This window comes from Paenibacillus sp. 01T424 (genome assembly GCF_056398745.1).
Genome location: NZ_JBFTPZ010000051.1, coordinates 21,046 through 43,048 on the forward strand (window position 1 = coordinate 21,046; position 22,003 = coordinate 43,048).

Annotated in this window: 16 protein-coding genes; 6 read left to right on the forward strand and 10 right to left on the reverse strand. The window is 44.6% G+C overall.

Annotation, left to right across the window (positions count from 1 at the left end; all coding sequences use genetic code 11):
* Positions 1-139: 139 nt before the first annotated feature.
* Positions 140-1,906: a sulfatase family protein gene (locus AC1DPK_RS28860; protein WP_477512410.1), complete on the forward strand. Its 1,767-nt coding sequence runs from the start codon at positions 140-142 to the stop codon at positions 1,904-1,906.
* A gap of 9 nt (positions 1,907-1,915) precedes the next feature.
* Here AC1DPK_RS28860 and AC1DPK_RS28865 read toward each other — a convergent pair whose 3' ends face one another.
* The 3 genes from AC1DPK_RS28865 to AC1DPK_RS28875 all read right to left on the reverse strand — a co-directional run bounded on the left by AC1DPK_RS28865 (position 1,916) and on the right by AC1DPK_RS28875 (position 9,162).
* Complete coding sequence (locus tag AC1DPK_RS28865; protein WP_430055984.1) at positions 1,916-2,569, reverse strand: response regulator transcription factor; 654 nt, start codon at positions 2,567-2,569, stop codon at positions 1,916-1,918.
* A complete protein-coding gene (locus AC1DPK_RS28870) occupies positions 2,566-7,647 on the reverse strand; it encodes an AAA family ATPase (protein WP_477512411.1) in 5,082 nt (1,693 codons plus the stop codon). Before AC1DPK_RS28870 ends, AC1DPK_RS28865 begins: the two co-directional genes overlap by 4 nt.
* A gap of 726 nt (positions 7,648-8,373) precedes the next feature.
* Complete coding sequence (locus AC1DPK_RS28875; RefSeq protein ID WP_477512412.1) at positions 8,374-9,162, reverse strand: arylamine N-acetyltransferase family protein; 789 nt, start codon at positions 9,160-9,162, stop codon at positions 8,374-8,376.
* Between the two features lie 146 nt (positions 9,163-9,308).
* On the opposite strand from AC1DPK_RS28875, the gene AC1DPK_RS28880 reads away from it, so the two are divergent.
* The 4 genes from AC1DPK_RS28880 (at position 9,309) to AC1DPK_RS28895 (ending at position 12,872) form a co-directional block, all read left to right on the forward strand.
* A complete protein-coding gene (locus AC1DPK_RS28880; RefSeq protein ID WP_477512413.1) occupies positions 9,309-10,064 on the forward strand; it encodes a class I SAM-dependent methyltransferase in 756 nt (251 codons plus the stop codon).
* Between the two features lie 464 nt (positions 10,065-10,528).
* The gene (locus AC1DPK_RS28885) at positions 10,529-11,581 is read left to right on the forward strand and encodes an LLM class flavin-dependent oxidoreductase (protein WP_477512422.1); all 1,053 of its coding nucleotides are present in this window, start codon (positions 10,529-10,531) and stop codon (positions 11,579-11,581) included.
* Between the two features lie 148 nt (positions 11,582-11,729).
* Positions 11,730-12,407, forward strand: coding sequence for a Crp/Fnr family transcriptional regulator (locus AC1DPK_RS28890; RefSeq protein ID WP_477512414.1), 678 nt, complete (start codon positions 11,730-11,732; stop codon positions 12,405-12,407).
* Positions 12,408-12,479: 72 nt separating this feature from the next.
* A complete protein-coding gene (locus tag AC1DPK_RS28895; RefSeq protein ID WP_477512415.1) occupies positions 12,480-12,872 on the forward strand; it encodes a carboxymuconolactone decarboxylase family protein in 393 nt (130 codons plus the stop codon).
* Positions 12,873-12,938: 66 nt separating this feature from the next.
* Here AC1DPK_RS28895 and AC1DPK_RS28900 read toward each other — a convergent pair whose 3' ends face one another.
* The 6 genes from AC1DPK_RS28900 to AC1DPK_RS28925 form a co-directional block, all read right to left on the reverse strand.
* A complete protein-coding gene (locus tag AC1DPK_RS28900) occupies positions 12,939-14,270 on the reverse strand; it encodes a family 43 glycosylhydrolase (protein WP_477512416.1) in 1,332 nt (443 codons plus the stop codon).
* Between the two features lie 207 nt (positions 14,271-14,477).
* Positions 14,478-15,449 (reverse strand): N-acetylglucosamine kinase, encoded by a 972-nt coding sequence (locus tag AC1DPK_RS28905; RefSeq protein ID WP_477512417.1) that lies wholly within the window; start codon positions 15,447-15,449, stop codon positions 14,478-14,480.
* Between the two features lie 28 nt (positions 15,450-15,477).
* Positions 15,478-16,470, reverse strand: a complete 993-nt coding sequence (locus AC1DPK_RS28910; protein ID WP_441881146.1) for a LacI family DNA-binding transcriptional regulator — start codon at positions 16,468-16,470, stop codon at positions 15,478-15,480.
* 84 nt (positions 16,471-16,554) lie between these two features.
* On the reverse strand, positions 16,555-17,895 hold the full coding sequence (locus tag AC1DPK_RS28915) for an ABC transporter substrate-binding protein (protein WP_179089816.1): 1,341 nt from the start codon (positions 17,893-17,895) through the stop codon (positions 16,555-16,557).
* Between the two features lie 59 nt (positions 17,896-17,954).
* Positions 17,955-18,836: a carbohydrate ABC transporter permease gene (locus tag AC1DPK_RS28920; RefSeq protein WP_477512418.1), complete on the reverse strand. Its 882-nt coding sequence runs from the start codon at positions 18,834-18,836 to the stop codon at positions 17,955-17,957.
* Positions 18,833-19,729, reverse strand: coding sequence for a carbohydrate ABC transporter permease (locus tag AC1DPK_RS28925; RefSeq protein WP_076268610.1), 897 nt, complete (start codon positions 19,727-19,729; stop codon positions 18,833-18,835). Before AC1DPK_RS28925 ends, AC1DPK_RS28920 begins: the two co-directional genes overlap by 4 nt.
* 551 nt (positions 19,730-20,280) lie before the next feature.
* On the opposite strand from AC1DPK_RS28925, the gene AC1DPK_RS28930 reads away from it, so the two are divergent.
* Positions 20,281-20,823 (forward strand): NADPH-dependent FMN reductase, encoded by a 543-nt coding sequence (locus AC1DPK_RS28930; RefSeq protein ID WP_477512419.1) that lies wholly within the window; start codon positions 20,281-20,283, stop codon positions 20,821-20,823.
* A gap of 96 nt (positions 20,824-20,919) precedes the next feature.
* Here AC1DPK_RS28930 and AC1DPK_RS28935 read toward each other — a convergent pair whose 3' ends face one another.
* Positions 20,920-21,918 (reverse strand): LacI family DNA-binding transcriptional regulator, encoded by a 999-nt coding sequence (locus tag AC1DPK_RS28935; RefSeq protein ID WP_339206155.1) that lies wholly within the window; start codon positions 21,916-21,918, stop codon positions 20,920-20,922.
* Positions 21,919-22,003 lie beyond the last annotated feature (85 nt).

The following is a 22,003-nucleotide window of genomic DNA, read 5'->3' on the forward strand; positions in this document are numbered from 1 at the left end:
GAAACAAGCTCACCTCCTTCATGAGGTGAGTTTGTTTCTTTTTCGCATATGCTTACGCATCTAACGGTAGAAAATTACTGTTTCTAAGCTTTACAGCATAATTTAAAGTGAAGTCTTTAGCCAAGGATGTGTGTATGCCATGAAACGTAATCAGCAAGCTTTACGAAAGCTCGATAAGCCTAATTTTCTTGTCATCCTGGTGGATGAGGAACGTTATCCCCCTGTATATGAGAACGCCGAAATAAAAAAATGGCGCAAAAAAAATCTAATCGCACAGGAGCTGTTGAAAGAAAACTCTATGGAGTTCCATAGGCACTACATCGGGAGCTCCGCATGCTGCCCAAGCCGGGCAACCTTATTTACCGGACATTACCCATCGCTCCACGGCGTCAGCCAAACGGTTGGAATCGCCAAAGAGTCTTTCGATTCCGATGTGCATTGGCTGGATAAAAACACCGTTCCTACGATGGGCGACTATTTCCGCGAAGCCGGCTATCAGACGCACTACAAAGGGAAATGGCATATAACCAATGCAGATATTATCGTGCCTGGCACCCACAACAGCATTCCAAGCTTTGATCCTTTGACAGGCGTACCTGACAGAGAGCGAACCGACTTATATTACCAAGCTAATCGCTTAGATGACTTCGGCTTCTCTGACTGGATTGGTCCGGAGCCAAATGGAAAAAATCCGCGTAATTCCGCCTCCTCTGCAGGTTTTGGAATAAGCGGACGCGATGTGGTTTATGGTGAGGAAACCGTGATGCTGCTTGAAAACCTTGATCGTCAAAAAAGCAATGATAAAAATGCCAAGCCATGGTTAGTCATTGCTTCCTTCGTTAACCCGCACGATATTGTTTTGTACGGTGCGCTCACCGCGCATCTGCCCGCCTTCCGTTTCGAAGTGGAGCCTACGGTACCATCCGTTTCCCCGCCACCAACGATGAACGAATCGCTGCTTACGAAACCACGCTGCCAAGCAAGCTATCGCGATACTTACCCTAAGGCACTGCAGCCGATTATCGACAATCCATTTTACCGTCAGCTTTATTACCAGCTGCAAAAAAATGCCGATCAGCAAATGTTAAAAGTATACGAGGCGCTTGCTCGCTCATCATTTTATGACAATACGATCGTTATTTTCACCTCAGACCATGGAGATTTGCTCGGATCTCACGGAAATCTTCATCAGAAATGGTACTGTGCCTATGAAGAGTTTCTGCATGTGCCATTCCTTATTCATAATAAACATCTTTTTCCGCATAATAAAAATGTGGATACCCTTACAAGCCATGTTGATTTGCTACCTACTATGCTTGGACTTGCGAATGTGGACATCCATACCATTCAATGCTGCTTGCAAAAGAGATTCAGCGAAGCCCGCCCTTTTGTTGGGCGCGACCTCACTCCTATCATTTTGGAACAAAAACCGGCGGTAACCGGCGATAGTCCTGTATATTTCATGACCGATGACGACGTGACACGCGGCCAGCACCAAGTAAATCCACTCGGGGAAGCCTATGCATCCGTTGTTCAGCCTAATCATATTGAGTCTGTCCTCATGACGATCATTACCGATGGCAAGAAACAATTGTGGAAATACTCCCGTTACTATGACAACGTGCAATTTTGGAGCCAACCAGGCGTACAAGATGTAACCTTTTTGCAAGCTGATGCTGCGAAAGGTGAACAGTACCCGCTGTGGGCGACACAAGTGAAAACGGAGCCGGCTCCTGAGGAATTTGAGCTGTACAACTTAACCGAAGATCCTCTAGAAAATCGCAATCTTGCGAATCCAGCCTATGCCACGCAGCATACGAAAGAAATTGAAACATGGATGATGGAGCTGCTGAATGAGCAGCGCATGCAAAAACGTCTTGTCCCAGCGGATACGGGCATCACTTAATGCCATGAATCAAATCAAGCCTTGCAGGCGAATAATCGCCTGTGCGCGATCAACAACTTCCAGTTTGCTATAGAGATTGCTGATGTAGTTGCGTGCTGTACCTTCGGCTATGAACAACGCATCAGCAATTTCTCGATTGTTCAGTCCGCGTATAATAAGCTGTGCCAACTTTTTCTCGCGATCTGTCAGCTGGATGTGGCGCTGGCTCGGATTTTGCCATTGCTCGTGATCTTCTGTAAACCTGTTCATCCTCTCAGCCAGTTTGGCTGCAACCGCGGCTGGAAGAATAAACTGCCCGGATATCGTATCACGAATCGCGGCAATCATTTTATCGATGTCCATATCCTTCAGCATATAGCCGCTTGCCCCATGCGCCATGCCCTCTACAATATAATCCGCGTCTATGAATGTCGTTAAAAACAAAATAAAAATGTTGGGCGAGCTCTGCTTTATTCGTTTTAAAGCGGTGATTCCATCCATAATCGGCATTTGAATGTCCAGCAGCATAAGGTGTGGCTGAAGCGTCTCTGCCATTTCACACGCCTCTTCCCCATTTTTAGCTACGCCAACGATCTCGAAATCATCTTCTAAGTCCAGTATGGTTCGAAGTCCTTCCCGTGTCAGCATCTGATCATCGGCAATTACAATCGTTATCTTATTCATTCCCTCTCTCCATTCAATCGTATCTTGTAGGGCAAATCGATCTTTAACAGACAGCCTTGATTTGGCCATGATTCAATAGAGAGGCTTCCGCCCAGCTGTTCCACTCGCTCTTTCATCGCCTTTAACCCAAATCCGAGCGCAATCTCAGGGGCTCCAATTCCGCAATCCTCAAGCCTGAACTGCAAATAGGTGCCGACGGTTTGCAAACTAAAGCGGAATTCCTTGCTCCCCCCATGCCGGATGCCATTGGTTAAGCCTTCTTGGAGCGCATGATAGATCGCCTTCTTATGCGCTGTCGACAGCTTCGGCAAAGGCTGAATCACTGCATGAACTTCTACTTCCATATTGCGCTCTGTATCTTGAATGAGCCGATTCAGCATTTGTCCGAGGTCAGCGAACTTGTCCTCCTTCAACATATGGACAGAGCCGCGGATCTCATTCAAGCTATGCCTTGCTAGATCCTGCGCTTCTTTCAACCGCTGCATGCCACCCTCCATGTCCTTGTGCAGCAGACGCTTTCCAGCTTCAATCTGAAGGATCGTCGAGGTAAGTGAATGACCGACAATATCATGAATATCATGGGCAATGCGGCTCCGTTCCTCATAAACAGAAGCTTCGGCAAGCGCAGCAGACGTCTCTTGCATCGATCTCTCAAGACTGCGAGTCCGCTCGACGACTTGTGCCTCTAAGTTGTTTTTAAGATATTGTATCCCCGAATAAAGCTTAGCGTTTTCTATGGAAATGGCGCACTGGGAGCCGAGCAGCTTCAGAACATCAAGCCGCTGCGGTGTGAAGACGCTCGTCGATAGCTTATTCTCCATATAAAGCAAGCAAATCAGCTTATTCTGATGCATGATAGGCAGACATAAAACCGACTTTAATCCATTATTTTTAACATACGGATTTCGGACGAACATCCCTTCATGGGCTGCATCATGCAGGACAACTTCCTCTTTCGTTCGTGCTGCATAGCCAATAATAGCCGCTGAGGCGATTTCCGATTCCTCCGCAAGGGGCACGGTTTCAATGTGAAGCTCCTCTGCTGTTCCATACGCCTCAACAACCCAATTGTCTTCGTGACCAAAAATAAGCACGCCATATTCCGCGCCAGCATTATGAAGCATGATACGCATCAGCGTATCGAGCAAACGATTCATTTCCATTTCGCCCGATAATGCTTGCGCGGACATGACTGCTGAGAGATAATCCACACTTTCAAGGCCCGACTCCCGTCTGATGTGGAGCAGATGCCCATATTTTTGTTCCAGATCAGCCGCTTTCGCAGCCGCCCCCCATTCAATATAAGCTTCATACGCTTCCGTCATATAGATTTTCGCGAGCTGCTGCCTGCCTTGACGAAGGGCAAATTTTGCAAGGCATTCCGCTGCTATTGCAAGATCATGTATATATCCATAAGCACGCGCTGCCTCAATCGACTGCTCAAACAGCTCCTCCGCTTGACGGCTCTTTCGTGTAATCCGCGCCATTTCAGCTTTAATGAGCAAATATTTATGCTTATAGTTTTCTGGACAACGCGAAGTGAGCACTTTCATTCTTTTCATATGCTTCTTAATAGTTGTCAAAAATTCTTTTTGCTCCTGTACGGAAACATCCTCATAAAGCTGTGCCAGCACTAACGATTCATAGAAATATTGTACGGTGCTCTCATAGTTATCATTACGCAAAGAAATAATTGCGGCTGCTCTCTTCAAAGCTTCATTTGCTTCCTGATACTGACCAAAAAAATAGCCAGGCAAATAATGAAGCGTGCAAACCAGCTCTTGAATCGTATTAAATTGATCTCCGTGCACCGATCCGGCAAAATCCTCGCTAAAGATATCTGTTTCCATAAATGGATCATTCGGCGCGCGATATCCCGTTAAACGGACAAGGAGATTAGCAAGCAAAACGGCTTGCTTCCAATGAAGCGTATTATTATGGCGCAAAAAATCGCCTGAATGCGCAATTAACCGGTTATAAATATCACTAAGCGGATGACCATATTGCAGCAGAGTTGCACAATTAATTAATACACTTTGATTGCTGTGCCACAGATCTCCCGATTCCAGTCCAACTTTCCCAGCATGCTCGGAAAAGGTCTTCAGCATCATCGGATCAAATTTGCGCCAGCTGTCGTAACAAAGGGTGAATGAAGTAAGTGTCTTAACATGCAGTATAGGGTACGGCTTCGATAATTCACAGGCGAGCATCCCCCATTCGAATGCCTCTTTATAATGCCGAAACTGAAAATTCAGGAACATGGCATAACCGACAAAACCGATTGAAGACTCCGGGGCCATGCCGTAATCCAGTGTCATTTCGACCATGGTAAACGTAGTAGCAAGCCAGCCTTTTTGATTTACAAAAAAACTGGCATTACTCGTATAGACCATCGCGGTCATAGCAGCTTTCCGTACTTCATCTGTCATTGGCGGTAGTTGCTGCAGCGATGCTATCGAATGTTTCTTAATTTTGCTTCTGAGCTTTAACCACTGCACAGTCAATTCGAATGTGTTTGGCTCAAAACGAGGGTGAATATCCAATAGCTCCAACGTTTGACGGCCCAAAGAAAGGACCTCGTCGTAATTGTCATTCGTTGCCTCTAATTGAATTTTCATGGTCCAAACGAGCGCTTTATCTAAATTAGTTTCCGCTTTGCTGATCAACAAATTAAATAAATCATGTGCTTTCGCAAAATGACCGCATAAATATTCCGCCTCGGCGCGTTCTCTGAATATTCGGAAGGCAAGCGAGTAGCTATTTTTCCAACATTCCTCTTCGATAAGGGCAGCAGCATGACGCAAATAGCCTAGTGATGTCTCATATGCGGTCGATTGTTTCGCTTTCAAGGCCGCCTTTAAGTTCAGCTCGGCGAGTTCCAGCTTCTGCTCTAGACGTTCTATTTGTTTCCATGCCTGATTGAAATGATTGACGGCTTCGAATACATTTGCATCTTCAGTGAATGCTACACGGTCCGCAAGCAGCGATCCGATTCTCCAATGCAATGCGGGAAGCTCATCCTCGGATACAAGATGATAGGCAGCCTGCTGAATGCGATCATGCTGAAATTGATAAATTTTTCCGTTTCCGAGCTTAACTGGCTGCAATAATTGTTCACGCTCGGCTTTCTCCAGCACTTCTTCAAGCTCCTGCAAGGGTAGATTCGTAATGGGAACAAGCATATCTACATCAAAGCTGGTGCCAAGAACAGCTGCCCGCCCAAGCACATAAACCATCTGATCCGGGAAAAGCTTCATCTTATCCGATATATAATCAGCCGTATTGGCCGGAACGTTCCTTTCAGCAATTAGCTGCAAATCCCACTGCCAGCGCCTGCTCGGTTCATCAAACATAACTTGCTCATCATCAACCAAATCCTGAATAAATTGCTTTAGAAAAAAAGGATTGCCTTCCGTCTTATGGAGCAATACAGCAGCCAGCTCATCGGTTTCAGCAGCTTCGCAGCCCATGGTGTCGCTTAGAAGGCTGGTTAAATCAGCGGCTTCCAAAGCCTCCAGATGAATACGGCTGTTCTTTGTGTTGTGCTCTTCAAAATGATTCTCCAAACGGCTCAGCGGATGCAGCGGCGTAATTTCTCCATCCCGATAAGCCAAGATGACGAGTAAATGATTGATGTCCCTATCCTCTAGAAGATAAGCAAGATATTGAAGCGATTCTTCATCCGCCCATTGAAGATCATCAAAGAACAAAACCAACGGGCAGTCCCGGTGAAGGAATAGATGAATAAAACGGCTCAAAATAAGGTGAAAACGGCGCTGTGCTTCCACTGGCGGCAATGAAAGTACCGCTGGCTGCTCTCCAATCAGCAGCTCCAGCTTTGGAACCAATTCAATCAACAGCTGTCCATACCCATTTAAGGCATCTATAATGCGCAGCTTCCAAACCTCTGCCTGCAGCTTGCTCTCCATGAGCATCAGGCTAACCAATTCATCAATGGCTTGAATCCATACGTCGTAGGGTTTTGCCGCTTGTTGCGGATTGAATTTGCCCGTAACAAAATAAACTTCAAGCGGCATCGATTTTCTAAGCGTTTCATTCACAAAGGACGTTTTCCCTATTCCTCCGTTGCCACTAACCCAGATAACCTCCGCAGCGCTTAACGACGCTCGCTGCAGTGCATCTTGCAAGCATTGCTGCTCTGAGCGTCTGCCGTAATACTGGCTTGAAGTCCTCCAAAGATCGGAAATATCACGGCTTGCCAGTGCAAAAGCTTCTACTTCTCCAGATAACTGGAATTGATGCAGACATTCCTCCAAGTCCGACTTCAACCCGAATGCACTGATATACCTCGCATCAGGCATCTTCTCCATACACTTGCTTACAATAGCAGATACCATCTCGGGTATAGAGGGATACCTCTTATGCAGAGGTTCAGGCGTGCTGGCAATATGCCGATATATAACATCCATTACATCTTGTGATTCAAAAGGAAGGCTTCCCGACATCCATTCGTATAAGGTGACGCCGAGCGAATAGAAATCTGAGCGGTAATCGGGGATCATTCCCGTTCTGCCCGTCTGTTCTGGAGAGATATAGGACAAAATGAAGTCAGGCCTGCCTGTTGTTAATGGAAGCGGACTCTTGTTAAGTTCAGTTGAACACATTCGAATATCAATAAGCTTCACTTCATAGGTATCGGGATTAGCGATGAGATGAAAGGGGGTTATTTCATTGAGTATTATTTTTTCACGATGTATTTGCATCAGGCTATCTGCTGCCGATACTGCGATGGCCAGCAACGCTTCATGCATAAAAGGGTTATCGCGCATGCGCAATACTCGATCTAGCGTACTGCCTCCGATATCCTGCAAAATCAGAACAGGTCTGTCTGCTAACATTTCCAGACTGTATGCTTCTAACGTTCCTCGTCCGCCGAGCTTAACGAGCAACTCATACTCATGCTGAAATGCAGCAACCACGTTTGGTCCTGGATAGATGTCACATGTGGTTTTGGCGATAACCGTAATGTTATCCGCTTGGCGAATCATTCTATATAGGTTTATATCATCATAACTGCCTATTTCATCGATCATTTGATAACCTGATATCTCAATCAAGAAGTCGCACTCCCCAGTTGCTAGATATGGAAAGAATTCATTATTTAAATATAGATAGGGCGTGTCTGAAAACCCGTTCAGTGGCACCTTTCACCGCCTTTTCGCCCCCTGCTTCGTTCCGTTTGCTTGACGTACCCCGGTACGCCTTCACAAACGCGCCTTGCATGGAACGAAAATTCGGCAAAATTTGCTGTCCTCAGAGTTCTCAGACACGCCCTAATCAATTAAAGGAAGCCCAGAAGAAATTTAACTTCATTATAGCATTGGCTCTTCTACTATGAATACCGCGTTCGTGCTTGGAATAAAAAAACAGACCATCCGATGGAAAGTCTGCTCGTTACATTCACTTAAACATCCGTTTTCGATGATTGCTCCCAATTTTATACCAATATTTAGTATGTTCATCCTTGAACAGTCGAATGCCTACCAATCGGAAAGGTGTCCAAATCTCTCGAAACATGATATACTCAGCCATTGTTTTCACCTCAAAAATAATTCTTATTATCTATTTACCTTTAGCATTTCTATCATTTACATGATACTAATTACCTATAAACAGTATAATCCAAATTATCCCTTTTATATAGTGAGAGTTGTCATTTTCTTGTCATATGACAACAATCTGTCAGCATATACGTAAAAAATGGGCTGTCCCAACCGTAGATTAATCTACTTTTGAGACAGCCCATTAGTATGATAGAAATATAAATCCAATTGCTTAACAAGCTATACGGATATGACAATTCCAAAATATTTACGTAATGCTTCCGCATATTCCTCTTGTGTAGAAGGTGTAACTACCTGAACGCCCTCTGTCGTAAATATACGAAACTCTTCGCCTGCGATCGTATTTCTTCCTTCAGCTGTCCGAATGGCTGCCATCGGCGTGCTCACAAATATCGAATCTTGTGCATGCTCACACCAGTAGGAAGTCATAATGAAATCCTGCGGCAGCTGCGGTTCCTCGGTAAAGGTATAAAGGCGGCTCCATTCCCCCTTCTTCCTCTCCAGCAGCACCCAGCCAAAAAAGGCATCCCGCTCCAGCTGATACGCTTCATTCTTTTGCTCATGGACGACATTTTCTACCAAAAGGATCGGGTTTTGTGGTGCAATACCGCCTACTCCCACATCGCATAGATACGGCTTTCCTTCAGCTAATACCTGTAAAATATGATGCCTGCGTTTTGGCGGTGTCTGTGTTTCATCACGCCAGAACCGGGCAAAATAGTTCGTCACGTTAAAGCCGAGCTCGGCTAGCAACCAACCAAACAGTGCATTCAACTCAAAGCAATAGCCACCGCGCTGCTTTGTAACGATTTTATTGAACAGGTCGGGAATTTCCAATGATAGCGGAACCCGATTTATAATATCTAAGTTTTCGTAGGGTACGGTATGTACATGGCAGTTCTGGAGCTCCGTAAGTGTTGCCAAACTGTTGTCGATCGGGCCTTTATAACCTATTCGTTCAAGATACGCCAATACTTCAGGTTTCCATTGCTTGTGGTCAATTACCATTTTATCTACCCCTCGCTGTTCGTAGACTTGTTATTTATTTCATCATATCTTCCTGCATCGACTAATGGCAAGACAAGCGCTACAATTAAAGAAAATCAGTAAACATACGGTATTCAAAATAAATCATTTACGGGAGGCTATTTATTTTGGGGACAAAAGATAACTTTACAGGCAAAGCCACAATTTACTCCGAATACCGTTCCAATTATCCAATAGCTTATATTAACTATCTTATTCAGAGCAATAACCTATCACGGGATCATACTGTAGCCGATATTGGTTCCGGCACTGGAATACTTACGAAGCAGCTGCTGGATCAAGATTTAAAGGTCATTGCCATTGAACCTAATGAGGATATGAGATCCACCGCAGAAAAAGAATTAAATCATTATGCTAAGTTTACCTCTATAAATGGTGCTGCTGAGCATACGCCGCTGCAAGGCCAAAGTATTGATTTAATTACGGTTGCCCAAGCCTTTCATTGGTTTGACAAGGAGCAGTTTAAGCTCGAGTGCCAAAGAATACTAAAACCAGATGCTAACGTTGCCTTAGTGTGGAATAGCAGAGATGCTTCAAGCGAGCTCGTTATTGAAAACGCAGCGATCTGCCAAAAGTATTGCCCTGCATTTAAAGGATTTAGCGGCGGTATCGATAAGACTCCTAACGTGTATGAGCAGTTTTTCCGAAACGGTAGCTATGAATTTAAAGTATTTGAATACCATTTGGAATTTGATTTAGACCATTTTATTGGACGTAATTTATCCGGCTCCTATGCGCCAAAAGAGACTGACGAACAGTATGAACCGTTTATTCAATCCCTCTCCGAGCTGTATGCAAAATACAGCAAAAACGATGTACTTATCATGCCGAATCTAACACGCAGCTATATGGGTAACGTCTAAATCAAGTAATCACGTACTGCTATATATCTAAAGGGGCTGTCCCAAAAGTAGAAATCTACATTTGGAACAGCCCTTGTTTTGTTTATGGAGGCTTGGACAAAGCGAATGCCTGAGTGAATCACTGTTAACTATGTGCTCCTTTGCCCGGAATTTGTATTGGATTTATCGCTAACGAACCTAGCAGCTCTTATTTAATCGATTCGTAATGGATTAAATATGTAACGAACTCCAGCGTCGCTATTTTGAGAAAAACAGCTCCTAACCCCTCATACAGCATGCCATAACGTTAATCAGGTTCGTTAAAATTTAAAAGATGCCGTTTTCTGCCTAATAAGTATATTACGATTCGTTAGAGAAGTAATCAATCGAAATTATCTGCTTACTAAATTTGAGAAACCATAAAAAATTGAGTAAACTATAGGTAATAAAGGAGGCGTATGCTTATGGCCGATTTGGCAGCAAATATGGAAATTGGAATTAGTACTTTTTTGGAAACGACACCGGACCCGGTGACCGGAGTAATCATGAGCCATGCTGAACGTCTGCGCAATGCGGTTGAGGAAATTGTGCTCGCAGATCAAGTTGGACTAGATGTTTATGGTATTGGGGAGCATCACCGTGCTGATTACGCTGGCACTGCGCCTGCGGTTGTACTGGCAGCAGCAGCTCCTATGACCAAAAATATTAGACTCACCAGCGCCGTTACCGTTCTGTCCTCAGACGACCCGGTTCGTGTATTTCAACAGTTTTCCACACTCGATGGTCTCTCGAACGGCAGAGCCGAGATTATGGCAGGGCGGGGATCATTTATTGAATCCTTCCCGCTATTTGGGTACAGCTTAGAAGATTATGATGAATTGTTTGAAGAGAAGCTAGAGCTGCTTCTTGCTATTAGAGATTCCGAAAAGGTCAATTGGCGCGGTGGACATCGTCCTGCTATTCATAATCTACCTGTATACCCGCGGCCAGTTCAGACCCCGCTTCCCGTTTGGATCGCAAGCGGAGGCAACGCACAATCTGCGATTCGCGCAGGCCTGCTCGGCCTTCCTATCGCCTTCGCTATTATTGGCGGGATGCCTGAAAATTTTGCACCGCTGGTCGATCTTTACAAAGAAGCAGCTGCAAAAGCTGGCCATGATCCTAGCAAGCTGCAAATCGCCACACATTCACACGGTTTTGTTGGTGAAACTACGGAGCAGGCAGCCGATTTATTTTTCCCGCCAACTCAGGCCCAGATGAATGTCATTGGTCGTGAACGCGGCTGGGGGCAGCATTATAGCCGTGCAGCTTATGACTCTGCCCGCAGCCTTCGAGGCGCTTTATATGTGGGTGATTCTGAATATGTTGCGGAGAAGATTCTTTTGCTGCGCAAAAATCTAGGCGTTACTCGATTCTTCCTGCATGTGAATGTAGGTACGATGCCGCACCGCGAGGTACTGCGAGCAATTGAACTGCTCGGCACTAAGGTCGCCCCAATTGTACGCAAGGAGCTTGCAAGAAGCGAAGGAAAGCAATAAAGAAGATAGCCATTATCTAAAAATAGAAGTGTGCGGGCCTGCGATGGCCAGTGCAATTCTTTTTTTAGGTTGGGTAAATCTTCTAATAAAAGGAAAAACAAAAAAGACAGAGAAATAGTACACAATCCGTCACTTAAGGAGCCTGTGTATGAATCATCTTTCTCGCAAACAAATACAGCAAATTCAGCATATGTTTCCCTCATTCGCCCATCTTCCTGCTGAGAGCTGGGAAGCTGCACAGCTATTATCCATTAATCCGGCTACCTCGCATTCCATTCGCGAAGGCCATATTTTGCAGCATGCTATGTTTATTGTCAGCGGTCAAATTCGAGTGTTTAAGCTGAGTCAAACAGGCAGAGAAATTACTTTATACCGGGTACATAGCGGTCAGTGCTGCGTCCTTATGATGGCAAGCATATTGGGCGAGACTGAATATGAAGCATCGGTTGCGATAGAGGAGGAAACGGACGTGTTGCTGCTGCCCGTTTCCGTATTTCGAGACTGGATGAACACGATCAAACCCATAAGGCAATATATTTATAAACAATTTATTGATCGAATGACGAATGTGACAAAGCTGCTGGAAAATGTCGCTTTCCAGCCGCTCCCTTATCGCATTGCGGACTATTTAATTTCGGAATCTGTGAAGGGAGATTGCTTGCGGCTTACTCATGAACAACTAGCTATAGAAATTGGGACATCACGCGAGGTCATTACCCGCATTTTAAAAAGCTTCGCGGAGCAAGGAGCGATTGCATTAAGCAGAGGAAAGATCACCATATTGGATCGCGGCATCTTAAACCGTATAATAGAACAGCATTTGTGACAATGTCACTGAGATTTGAATCGCTCTCCCCTACAATTAATAAGGAATCAATCCTATTTAACGGGAGGGTACATGATGACCCATTATTACGATCGTTCGAATTTAAGCCGGATTCCAGAGCTGATTAAGCTCGTTCCACAGGCTGCAGGTTCCTTTTTAGCTTTTGAAAAAGACGTTTATCATGCTTCTGATGCCATACCTGCAAAAATGAAAGAGCTCATTGCTGTAGCCGTTGCTCATGTGACAGGATGCCCCTATTGCATTGATATGCATGTGAAGAAATGCAAGGAGCTAGGGGGCACGCGGGAGGAAATAGTAGAGGCCGTTTTGGTTGCAGCATCCACAAGAGCAGGCGCAATTCTCAGCCATGCGACCCATGCCTTAATCTCATTTGAAGAAGACGATAACAAACGATCACACAAGAAAGCAGAGCAATCATCCTCAGCGCCGGACTGTTTCTGTTAAGTTTATTTCTTCAAATTAAAAAGCAGCAGCCCCCATTTGTTGTCGCGGGGGCTGCTGCTTATTCCATCAATCCAGAAACGGGCTAACCGTTATGCTTTCGACACTAATCTCGCCATTTCCGCCTGTGAGTCTAATGATATTATCATCACCTGGCTCTAGCTGAACGGTAATACTAGCAAGGCCGCTATAGTCCAGCAGACTTCCTGTCGACAGTGCATTAAGCAAGGAATAATCATGACCATTCACGGTCAGGTTTAGTTTGGCGAGTCGCTCTGCTGTTGCATAACGAATATGAATGGCCGCTCTTCCGCCTTTTTCTCCGTCGATAGTTTGAAACTCACAATAAGAGCCCGCGATATCCAAACGATTAACGACACTTTCTCCKTGCTCGTTTGTTTCAACAACCGCTCCTCCGTCCACACGGCTGGCAGAGTAGGTTTTCTGATTTGTGTTAGGAGCCGGAGCATCCCCTACAGGCTTGACGCCTTCTTTGGTTTGAACGACGGTCTGAATCGTTCCATCTTCATTAAAATACAAATAATCAATACACATGCTTCTTAAATTGCCTTGGCCCGAAATTTCCTGATTGTGATAAAACAAATACCACTGCCCCTTAAACTCCGCCACAGAACCGTGAGTAGTTGAACAGCCAGTCGGCTCTAGAAAAATACCTCTATATGTCCATGGTCCAAGCGGATGCTTGCTGGTAGCATATCTCATGCGGTTGTTTCCATCTAAATTATCGGCGTAGGTCAGATAGTAGAGATCAGCCCTTTTGAAAACCCAAGCCGCCTCATGAAAATCCTCCAGTCCTTCCATCTCGCGCATTTCGCCTTTAATGGACATCATATCGTCGTTCAGCTCGCCGCCCTCGCATCTGCTGCCCCCGCCGTAATACATATAAGCACGTCCATCATCGTCAACGAGCACGCATGGATCAATGAGTGCAAATCCGCCCAGTCCCGAGATATAACCTTGATCCTTAAAACCGCTTCCTGGTTTTTGACTCGTCGCCACACCGATTTTCCATGTATCATTCCAATTTGACCCGCTGGGATGCGGGTAATAGAAATAATAGGTTCCGTTTTTGTAGGCGCAATCGGGCGCCCACATGAAGCCGCCTTCCGGCCTGCCCCATGCTACATCGTCCGAACGAAGGATTTCACCCTCATCCAACCAGTTCACCATATCGGAAGAGGAGTACACATGGTATCGATCCATTAAATCACAGCCTCTTGCCGGGTCCATATCATGTGAAGCATAAATATAAACCTTGCCGTCCTCCCAAACATGAGCAGAAGGGTCAGCCGTATATATTGTAGTTATTATCGGATTTTGAGATGTTAGCTTCACACGTTCATGTTCTACTGGAATACCTTCATTTTTTATCATGTTCATCTATTCCTCGCTCTCCAGCCTATATTTTATAAACTTAACCAAATGATTAGCTTACTCCAGCATAACTCGACTTACCTATACGTCACCATGAGACGATATTAAACAATCTAGTCGATTTGAATAGCATCTTCATATGCCACGTTCATTACATTTGTTTTAAAAGGCCAAATAAAAAAAGAGCACCGTCAACGGTACCCTCCAAAAAAATTAATAACTATATTCCGACACGGATCTTAAACGGTCGTATACTTCCCGCGGCAGCGTATTCCCTTCAGCTTCAAAAGCAAGCCATACCGCTCCGACAACCGGTTCAATCTCGAGCTTAACTAATGATGCATCTGGAGCACAGCTTTTGACAGCTTGTTCGATATACGGGTGAATAAAACTTGCCTCTCCCCTAGTTAGTACGCTGCCAGCAAGGACAACATCGAACTTGTCCGCCTCCATCCTCAGACGTTGAATGACAGCCCGCGCCGACTTGCCCAGCTCCTCCCCCTGCACTCGCAAAATCGTTAATGCAACCTCATCTCCCTGTTCTGCTGCTTTAAACAGCAGCTTCACCGTTCTAAGCGGAGGTGTTTTATCGTGATTCAAATAATCATTGAACATGCTCTCCACACTGTCGTAGCCTTGGTCCTGCAGCAGAAGGTTCGTCAATATAGTCGGCCGCTCCCGCCCATCCCAAGCCCGGATAACCGAGCGGAAAGCTTCAATGCCTAAGTCGCTGCCACCGCCGAAATCTCCGAAAGCATAAGAGAAGCCTCCACACTGATAAAACTCATTCTGAGAGTTAACGCCCGCGCTGTTCGTTCCCGCACCACAAATCAGTACAACGCCATACGGCTGATCCGTTCCCGCTCGAAGAGCTATCGCTGTATCGCAATTCACTTCATGCTTCGCAAATCCCAGTTCTGCGATCATAGGTCTCAATATTTCATAATCTGCTTCCCTGTCTGCACCAGCTAATCCAAAATAAGCGAACTGAATGTCACTGCGTACTACATTTGCTTCTTGTAATGCCATCTCAACCGATTCGCGTATGTTGCGTTTGGCCGCCTCATAATCAACCTGATGATTGCCGTTACCGCTATTCCCTTTTCCTACAATTCTGCCCGACTCATCTGTAATTAGCGTGTACGTCTTGCTGCCGCCGCCATCTACACCCAAGTAATATTTCAACGGATACACTCCCTTGATTTCATGTTTGTTATTGCCTCAAAGAAGTTGTCTCCCGAATAACTAGCTCTGGGCTCAATTGAACAGTGACATTTCTTTTGGCTGCACCGCTTATGCTCTTCAGCAGCAGTTCAACCCCCATCCTTCCAATTTGCGCGGCCGGCTGGCGCATCGTCGTCAGCTTCGGGTGAAACTCCGTGGCAAGAATCTGATCATCAAATCCAATGATCGAAATTTGCTGAGGTATTCGAATTCCTTCAATTATAAAAGCATTCATAGCGCCGAGCGCCATATTATCATCGGACGCGAATACCGCAGTCGGCAGTCTGCCAGCGTCCATCCAGCCCCGAGCAATTCGATAACCCGTAGATATTTCAAAATCTCCGCGCTCCACACAGAAGGGTGTTATGCCCGCTTCTTCCAATGCGGCATGGTATCCTCGTTCACGCTCTCGACTGCTCAAAAACAGCTCTGGACCACTAATATGTGCGATATCCCTGTGCCCCAAATCAATTAAATGTTTGGTTGCTTCATATCCACCATAAAAATTGTCTACGATGACAGAGGTAGCAGGCGAATTCATCTGCTGATTATCGAGCATGACAAATGGAATTCGGTTTCTCTTAAGCTCTAGTACGTACTCATCCTCACGTATGGGCGACAATAAGATGACGCCATCGACACGTCCTTCCTGAAATAATGATCGATGGATGTGATCGTCCTCTTCTGTTGAAATCGATAATGCAAGAAAGTAGCCATTTTCCGCAAGTCGATCATTAACCTCCTTGACGACCGCATCGAGAAACGAGTCATGCAAAGTTGTTAACGCTAGTCCGATTATGCCTGTTTTTCCTCGTGCAAGACTCCTTGCAGACGCATTAGGGTGATAATCAAGCTCCTTCATAGCCTGAAGAACCCGCTCCCGGTTGCTCTTTCTGACACTTGGCAAATTGTTTAATACCCTTGATACCGTCACAATGGATAATCCTGATTTTTTGGCAACGTCCACAATGCTTACCTTCATAAGAACGCCTTCCTCAGACTAGTRGTAATCATGCTTTGTATAAAATGGAGGGGAGCAGCCTCAATCGCCCCTCCCCTTAACCCATTACTTATTCACTCTTGCCAAAAGATCCTTCAGCTTCTGTTCAATGACTGGCAGCACATCCTCAACCTTCTGCTTTCCGTTCTCTACACCTGAAAGTTCATTGATGAACAGCTCATTGATTTGAGAGTAATTGGAAATTAAATGATTGTATGATTCGAAGCCGTATTTATAAGCACCCTCGAATACTTGCTTAATACCTGCTGGATCGATGCCTTCAAAGTTGCTGTAATACTTTTCAGCAGCTGCTTGGTTGACCGGAGGATTGCCTCCGCTAAGCTCGATCGATTTCTCCTGAATTTCAGTTGTAACCAAGAACTTAATCCACTCCGCAGCTTCCTTCGGATGTTTCGAATCCTTAAGTACAAATAATGGATCCACGTAAAGCACGCTTCGCACATCACCTTTTGGACTTACTGGAACCGCAGCAACACCTACTTTAAAGTTGAAATCTGCAGCGGCAGCAAGGCTCCATGAACCAACTACAGACATCGCGATTTTACCCGATAGGAACGGATCACCGAATTGCCCGGATACGGATTGGGAGAATGCTGGCGTTGGTGACACTTTCAAATCATGAATGAGACCATAAAGTGTTTTGTAAGCATCAATCACATCAGGCTTAGTCAGATTAATTTCGGAAGGTTTGCCGCCATTTGTCCATGTATCATCAGAGTAGACATTTGCACCGAAGTATTGAGGACGTTGGTCGCGCTCACCGAATCCAAAGTCGACGCCATATTGAGCTTCCTCCAAATTTTCAGAGTCTACGGTCAGCTTCTTCGCATATTCGACCATTTTGTCGAATGTCCAGCTTTTATCCTCGTAATCAGTTGGAGGGTAAGGAAGTCCCGCTTTATCAAAAAGATCCTTGTTGTACAGCATCACGGTCACGTAGCTGTTTAACGGAATACCATAGGTTTTACCATCAACCTTGTAGATGTTCATTACATCTTCCGGAATATTGTAGTCTGCTGCTTTGAAATCCTCAAAATAAGGGGTCATATCCATCAGCATATCTTTGTTGTAATATTCCATAAAACCGCCATAACCCCAGTGAGAGGTTACGTCCGGCGCATTTTTCGCAGCAATGGACGATTGCAGCTTGGAATCAAACTGTTCATAAGGTGCTTTAGTCACTTTTACTTTAATGTTCGGATGTTTTGCTTCAAACTCTGGAATCAGCTTCTCTACAAACGTTCTGTCCGGCGAGTCAATCGTATAATGCGTGATCGTTACCTGTTTTTCTTTACCGGAACCCTCGTTTCCGCCGTTTGAGCAAGCGGTTGCAAACATCGATAATGCGAGAATAGCGGTAATGGATAACCATTTCTTGTTCTTCATTCTAATTTCCCCCTTGGTTTTATTAGATTTCATACAAGCAAGCTAAAACGCTTAAAAAACTATTTAATGCCTGTAAGTACGATTCCCTCAACGAATCTCTTCTGTGCTACCGCAAACAACACGATAATTGGCAGTACGGAAAGAATCGAAGCGGCCATCAGTAAATTCCAAGGCGCTAAACGAAACTTCGATGACAGCATAGCAGCCATCCCTACTGGAAGCGTGAAGTTCTCCTGCGAATCTAAGTAAAGTACAGGGGTGAGCAGGTCATTCCAACTCCAAATGAATGAAAATATAGCAACCGTAGCGAGTGCTGGTCCTGCTAAAGGCAGTGTAATATTCCAGTACAGTCTGAACTCACTGCAGCCGTCAATCCGGCCGGCGTTATAAAGCTCGTCAGGCAGCGTAGAGAAAAACTGTCGCAACAAAAAAATCATATAAGCTGACCCAAAGAAAGCGGGCAGAATAAGCGGCAATAACGAATCATGCAGTCCCAGATTCATAAATAATAAGAACTGCGGAATCATGATCGCTGGATAAGGAAGCATCAATGTGCTGAGCACTAGCATGAACATAAGCCCGCTGCCTTTTCCCTTATATCTAGCAAATCCAAAGGCAACGAATGATGAAGAAAGCACCGTTCCAATAACTGTGAATATGCCAACAATCAAGCTGTTCTTATATTGCTGCCCGAATTTAATTTCGGTATTGGTAAACAATTCACGGAAATTTTCCCACGCAAACACTTTTGGAATAATTGTTGGGGGAAACATAAGCATTTCTTTCGTCGTCTTCAGAGATGTCGAGAGCATAAACCAAACCGGTGACAGCATCGTAATTGTTACCGCTAATAAAATAAGAAATCCAACAATTTGCGAAAGCTTTAGCTTTCTTTTGACAATAATCCGCTTTGAGGTCGCGTCATGGGTCACTTCACTCATTTACTGCCCCCTCCTTCGTAGTAAACGTAACGTTTCGACGTCCTCATGATAAAGTAGGTTACAACGAGTACTGCAACGAGAAGGATCCAGGCCATGGTAGACGCGTATCCGTAGCGGAAATTTTTGAACGCATTGATGTAAATGTTGTACACGTAAAACCATGTAGAGTAGTTCGGTCCACCACGCGTGATGGTATAGGCCTGTGTAAACACTTGGAAGGATTCAATGACACCGATGATAAGCTGGAACAGAAAAACGGGCGAAATCATTGGAAAGGTTACGTTCCAAAATGTTTTCCACCGGCCAGCACCGTCGAGCCTTGCTGCCTCCAGCAGATGAGCCGGCACACCTTGGAGCCCTGCTAGGAAAATAAGCATACCTGCGCCGAGTCCCCAGAACGACATAATGATGAGCGCCCACAAAGCGTAATTCTCATCCAGGAACCAGTGGATGGGGTCAATTCCGAAAAAAGATAATCCATAGTTAAACAATCCCGCCTGTGGATTAAACACCCAAAACCATAACAAGGCCATGGATACGCCTGAAATCATACTTGGAAAATACATCGCTGTTCGGAAAAAACCGTTAAAAGGAATTTTCTGATTAATCAAGATTGCAAACATAAGTGATAAAAATAACGTAATAGGAACACTAATAAGCGTGTACTTGAGCGTAACCATTATCGAATTATAAAACTGTTCATCCTGAAAGAGCTCTTTGAAATTGTTTAATCCCACGAAAACAGGCGGGTTAATAATATCGTAGTCTGTGAAGCTGTAGTACAATGATGCGCCTACTGGATATAAAGCAAATATGAGAAAACCAATAATCCATGGCGAAATAAATAAATAAAAGTGTTTGTTTTCCCGTCTCTGAAATTTGCTGTTCTTCAGTAAAACCGCCCCCTTCCATTTGGTTTCCTATTCCTTTTGGCCTTAAAAGAAGCAAATTTAAAAAACTCTTAATCGCTCTCTTGTATGTCCCCTTTTTTCCACCATTACTTTGCTTCTGCATTTCTTCGAAATCGCTTTTCAAATCACCTCTTTTTCTCTCTGTTATTGCTTTTCATTCACGAAAGTTAAACCGCTTTAATATTCAACATGAGTTTATACCGACATTCAAAATATGTCAATTAATATTTTTTTTGTTTATTATGGATTATAGATTCCCTTTACTTAGTACAAAAACGTACGGTTTCTGTTTTTGTCTTTACTTGTCTCTTATAAGTATCTAACGTGTATTTTGTCGTATATTTTGTTTAAACGTTTAAACTTTATTATGTGAAAGCGCTATTCAATTATCGGGTTTTATTTTAATATAGGCAGAAGTTATTTGAAAACTCGTGTTTAAATGAGATAATAAATATGAATGCGACTGTTTATCATAATACACGGCAACTCCATATCGAGGGCTTAATATCATAGAAGAAATGAGATGAAGTGGAATGAATAAGGAAATTAAAATCTTGGCTATTTCGGGGAGTCTTCGTCAAAACTCCTCAAATACATCGCTAATGAAGGCTGTCATCGGATTAGCCCCCGCAAACATGAAATTTACTATCTATGGCGGGTTAGGCGACCTTCCGCATTTCAACCCTGACATGGATCTAGATGAAGGACCGGTGCCTGTCAGAGAGCTAAGAGCACTTCTTGAGGAAACGGATGGCGTGCTTATATGTACACCCGAATATGGGAACGGTGTGCCCGGCGTTTTGAAAAACGCGCTGGATTGGCTTGTATCCACAACGGCGTTTATGAATAAACCTACAGCGGTAATTAGTGCCTCACCTACTCCAATGGGCGGGGACAAAGCTCATGCTTCACTTCTGCTTACTCTTAAAATGATTAATGCTGATATTGTTGAGGGCGGGACATTAATTATTCCACATATTACTTTGAAGCTTAATAAAGAAGGCATGATTAACGATTCCCAATTAAAGCAGGAGTTAATAACCGCGCTTCAATCACTTGAGCAGGCTTGCTACTAGACTTAATAGCGACTCAGCCAAAATAAATAGAAAGAGCCCGCGCAATCACTATATAAATAGTAATTGCGCGGGCTCTTTTGCTCATGATTCTTAAACTTAACGCCCTCTAGGCGCTCCCGTCGATTTCCTCACCATTAACTCCGGATCAAACTCCATGATCGTATTTCTTTTTGGAGAATCCTTGATTAGCTTCAGCAAAATATCTACACCCTGCCGCCCAATTTTCTCAAATGGCAAACGGATGGTTGTTAGCGCAGGATGGAATTCTTCCGCATAGATCTGATCGTCGAAACCTACGACGGATACATCTTGAGGAATGCGAACCCCTTCGTTTTTGAACGCGTCCATTACGCCTAGGGCCATAAAGTCATCTGCTGCGAATACAGCTGTGGGCAGCTTGCCTGCATCGATCCAGCGCTTGGCAATGGCGTAGCCTGAAGGAATATCAAACGATCCTTGCTCCACTTCAAAAGGCTGCAAACCTGCTTCTTCGAGCGCGAACAGAAACCCTCTCTCACGCTCACGGCTGCTCAGAAACGGATCTGGCCCGCTAATATGAGCAATTTCGGTATGTCCAAGGTCGATGAGATGTTTGGTTGCATCATATCCGCCTTTGAAATTATTAACAATAACAGAAGGAACCGTCGGATTGCGCTGCTGATTATCAAGGATGACAAAAGGAATTTTCCGCTTCTTCAGCTCCATCACATATATATCTGCATTAATTGGCGAGAGCAAAATAACTCCATCTACACGGTCCTCTTGAAACATCGAACGATCGAATGAATCTTCGTCCCCCTGCGAGATGGAGAGTGCCAGGAAATAGCCCTGCTCTGCCAAGCTATCATTAATTTCTTTGACTACAGCGTCAAGAACAGTATCATGCAATGTCGTCAAAGTTAGACCGATAATACCGGTTTTGCCGCTTGCAAGACTGCGGGCTGATGCGTTCGGATGATAGTCCAGGTCCTTCATGGCCTGCAACACTTTTTCTTTATTTTTCTGGCGCACGGATGTCGACTTATTAAGAACTCGGGATACCGTTACAACCGACAATCCTGACTTCTTGGCAACATCGAATATACTAACCTTCATTGATGAACCGCTCCTGTTAAACGCAATTTACATAAACATACCACATTTACCACTAGATTTCACATAAGTTGAGACTTTATTAGAG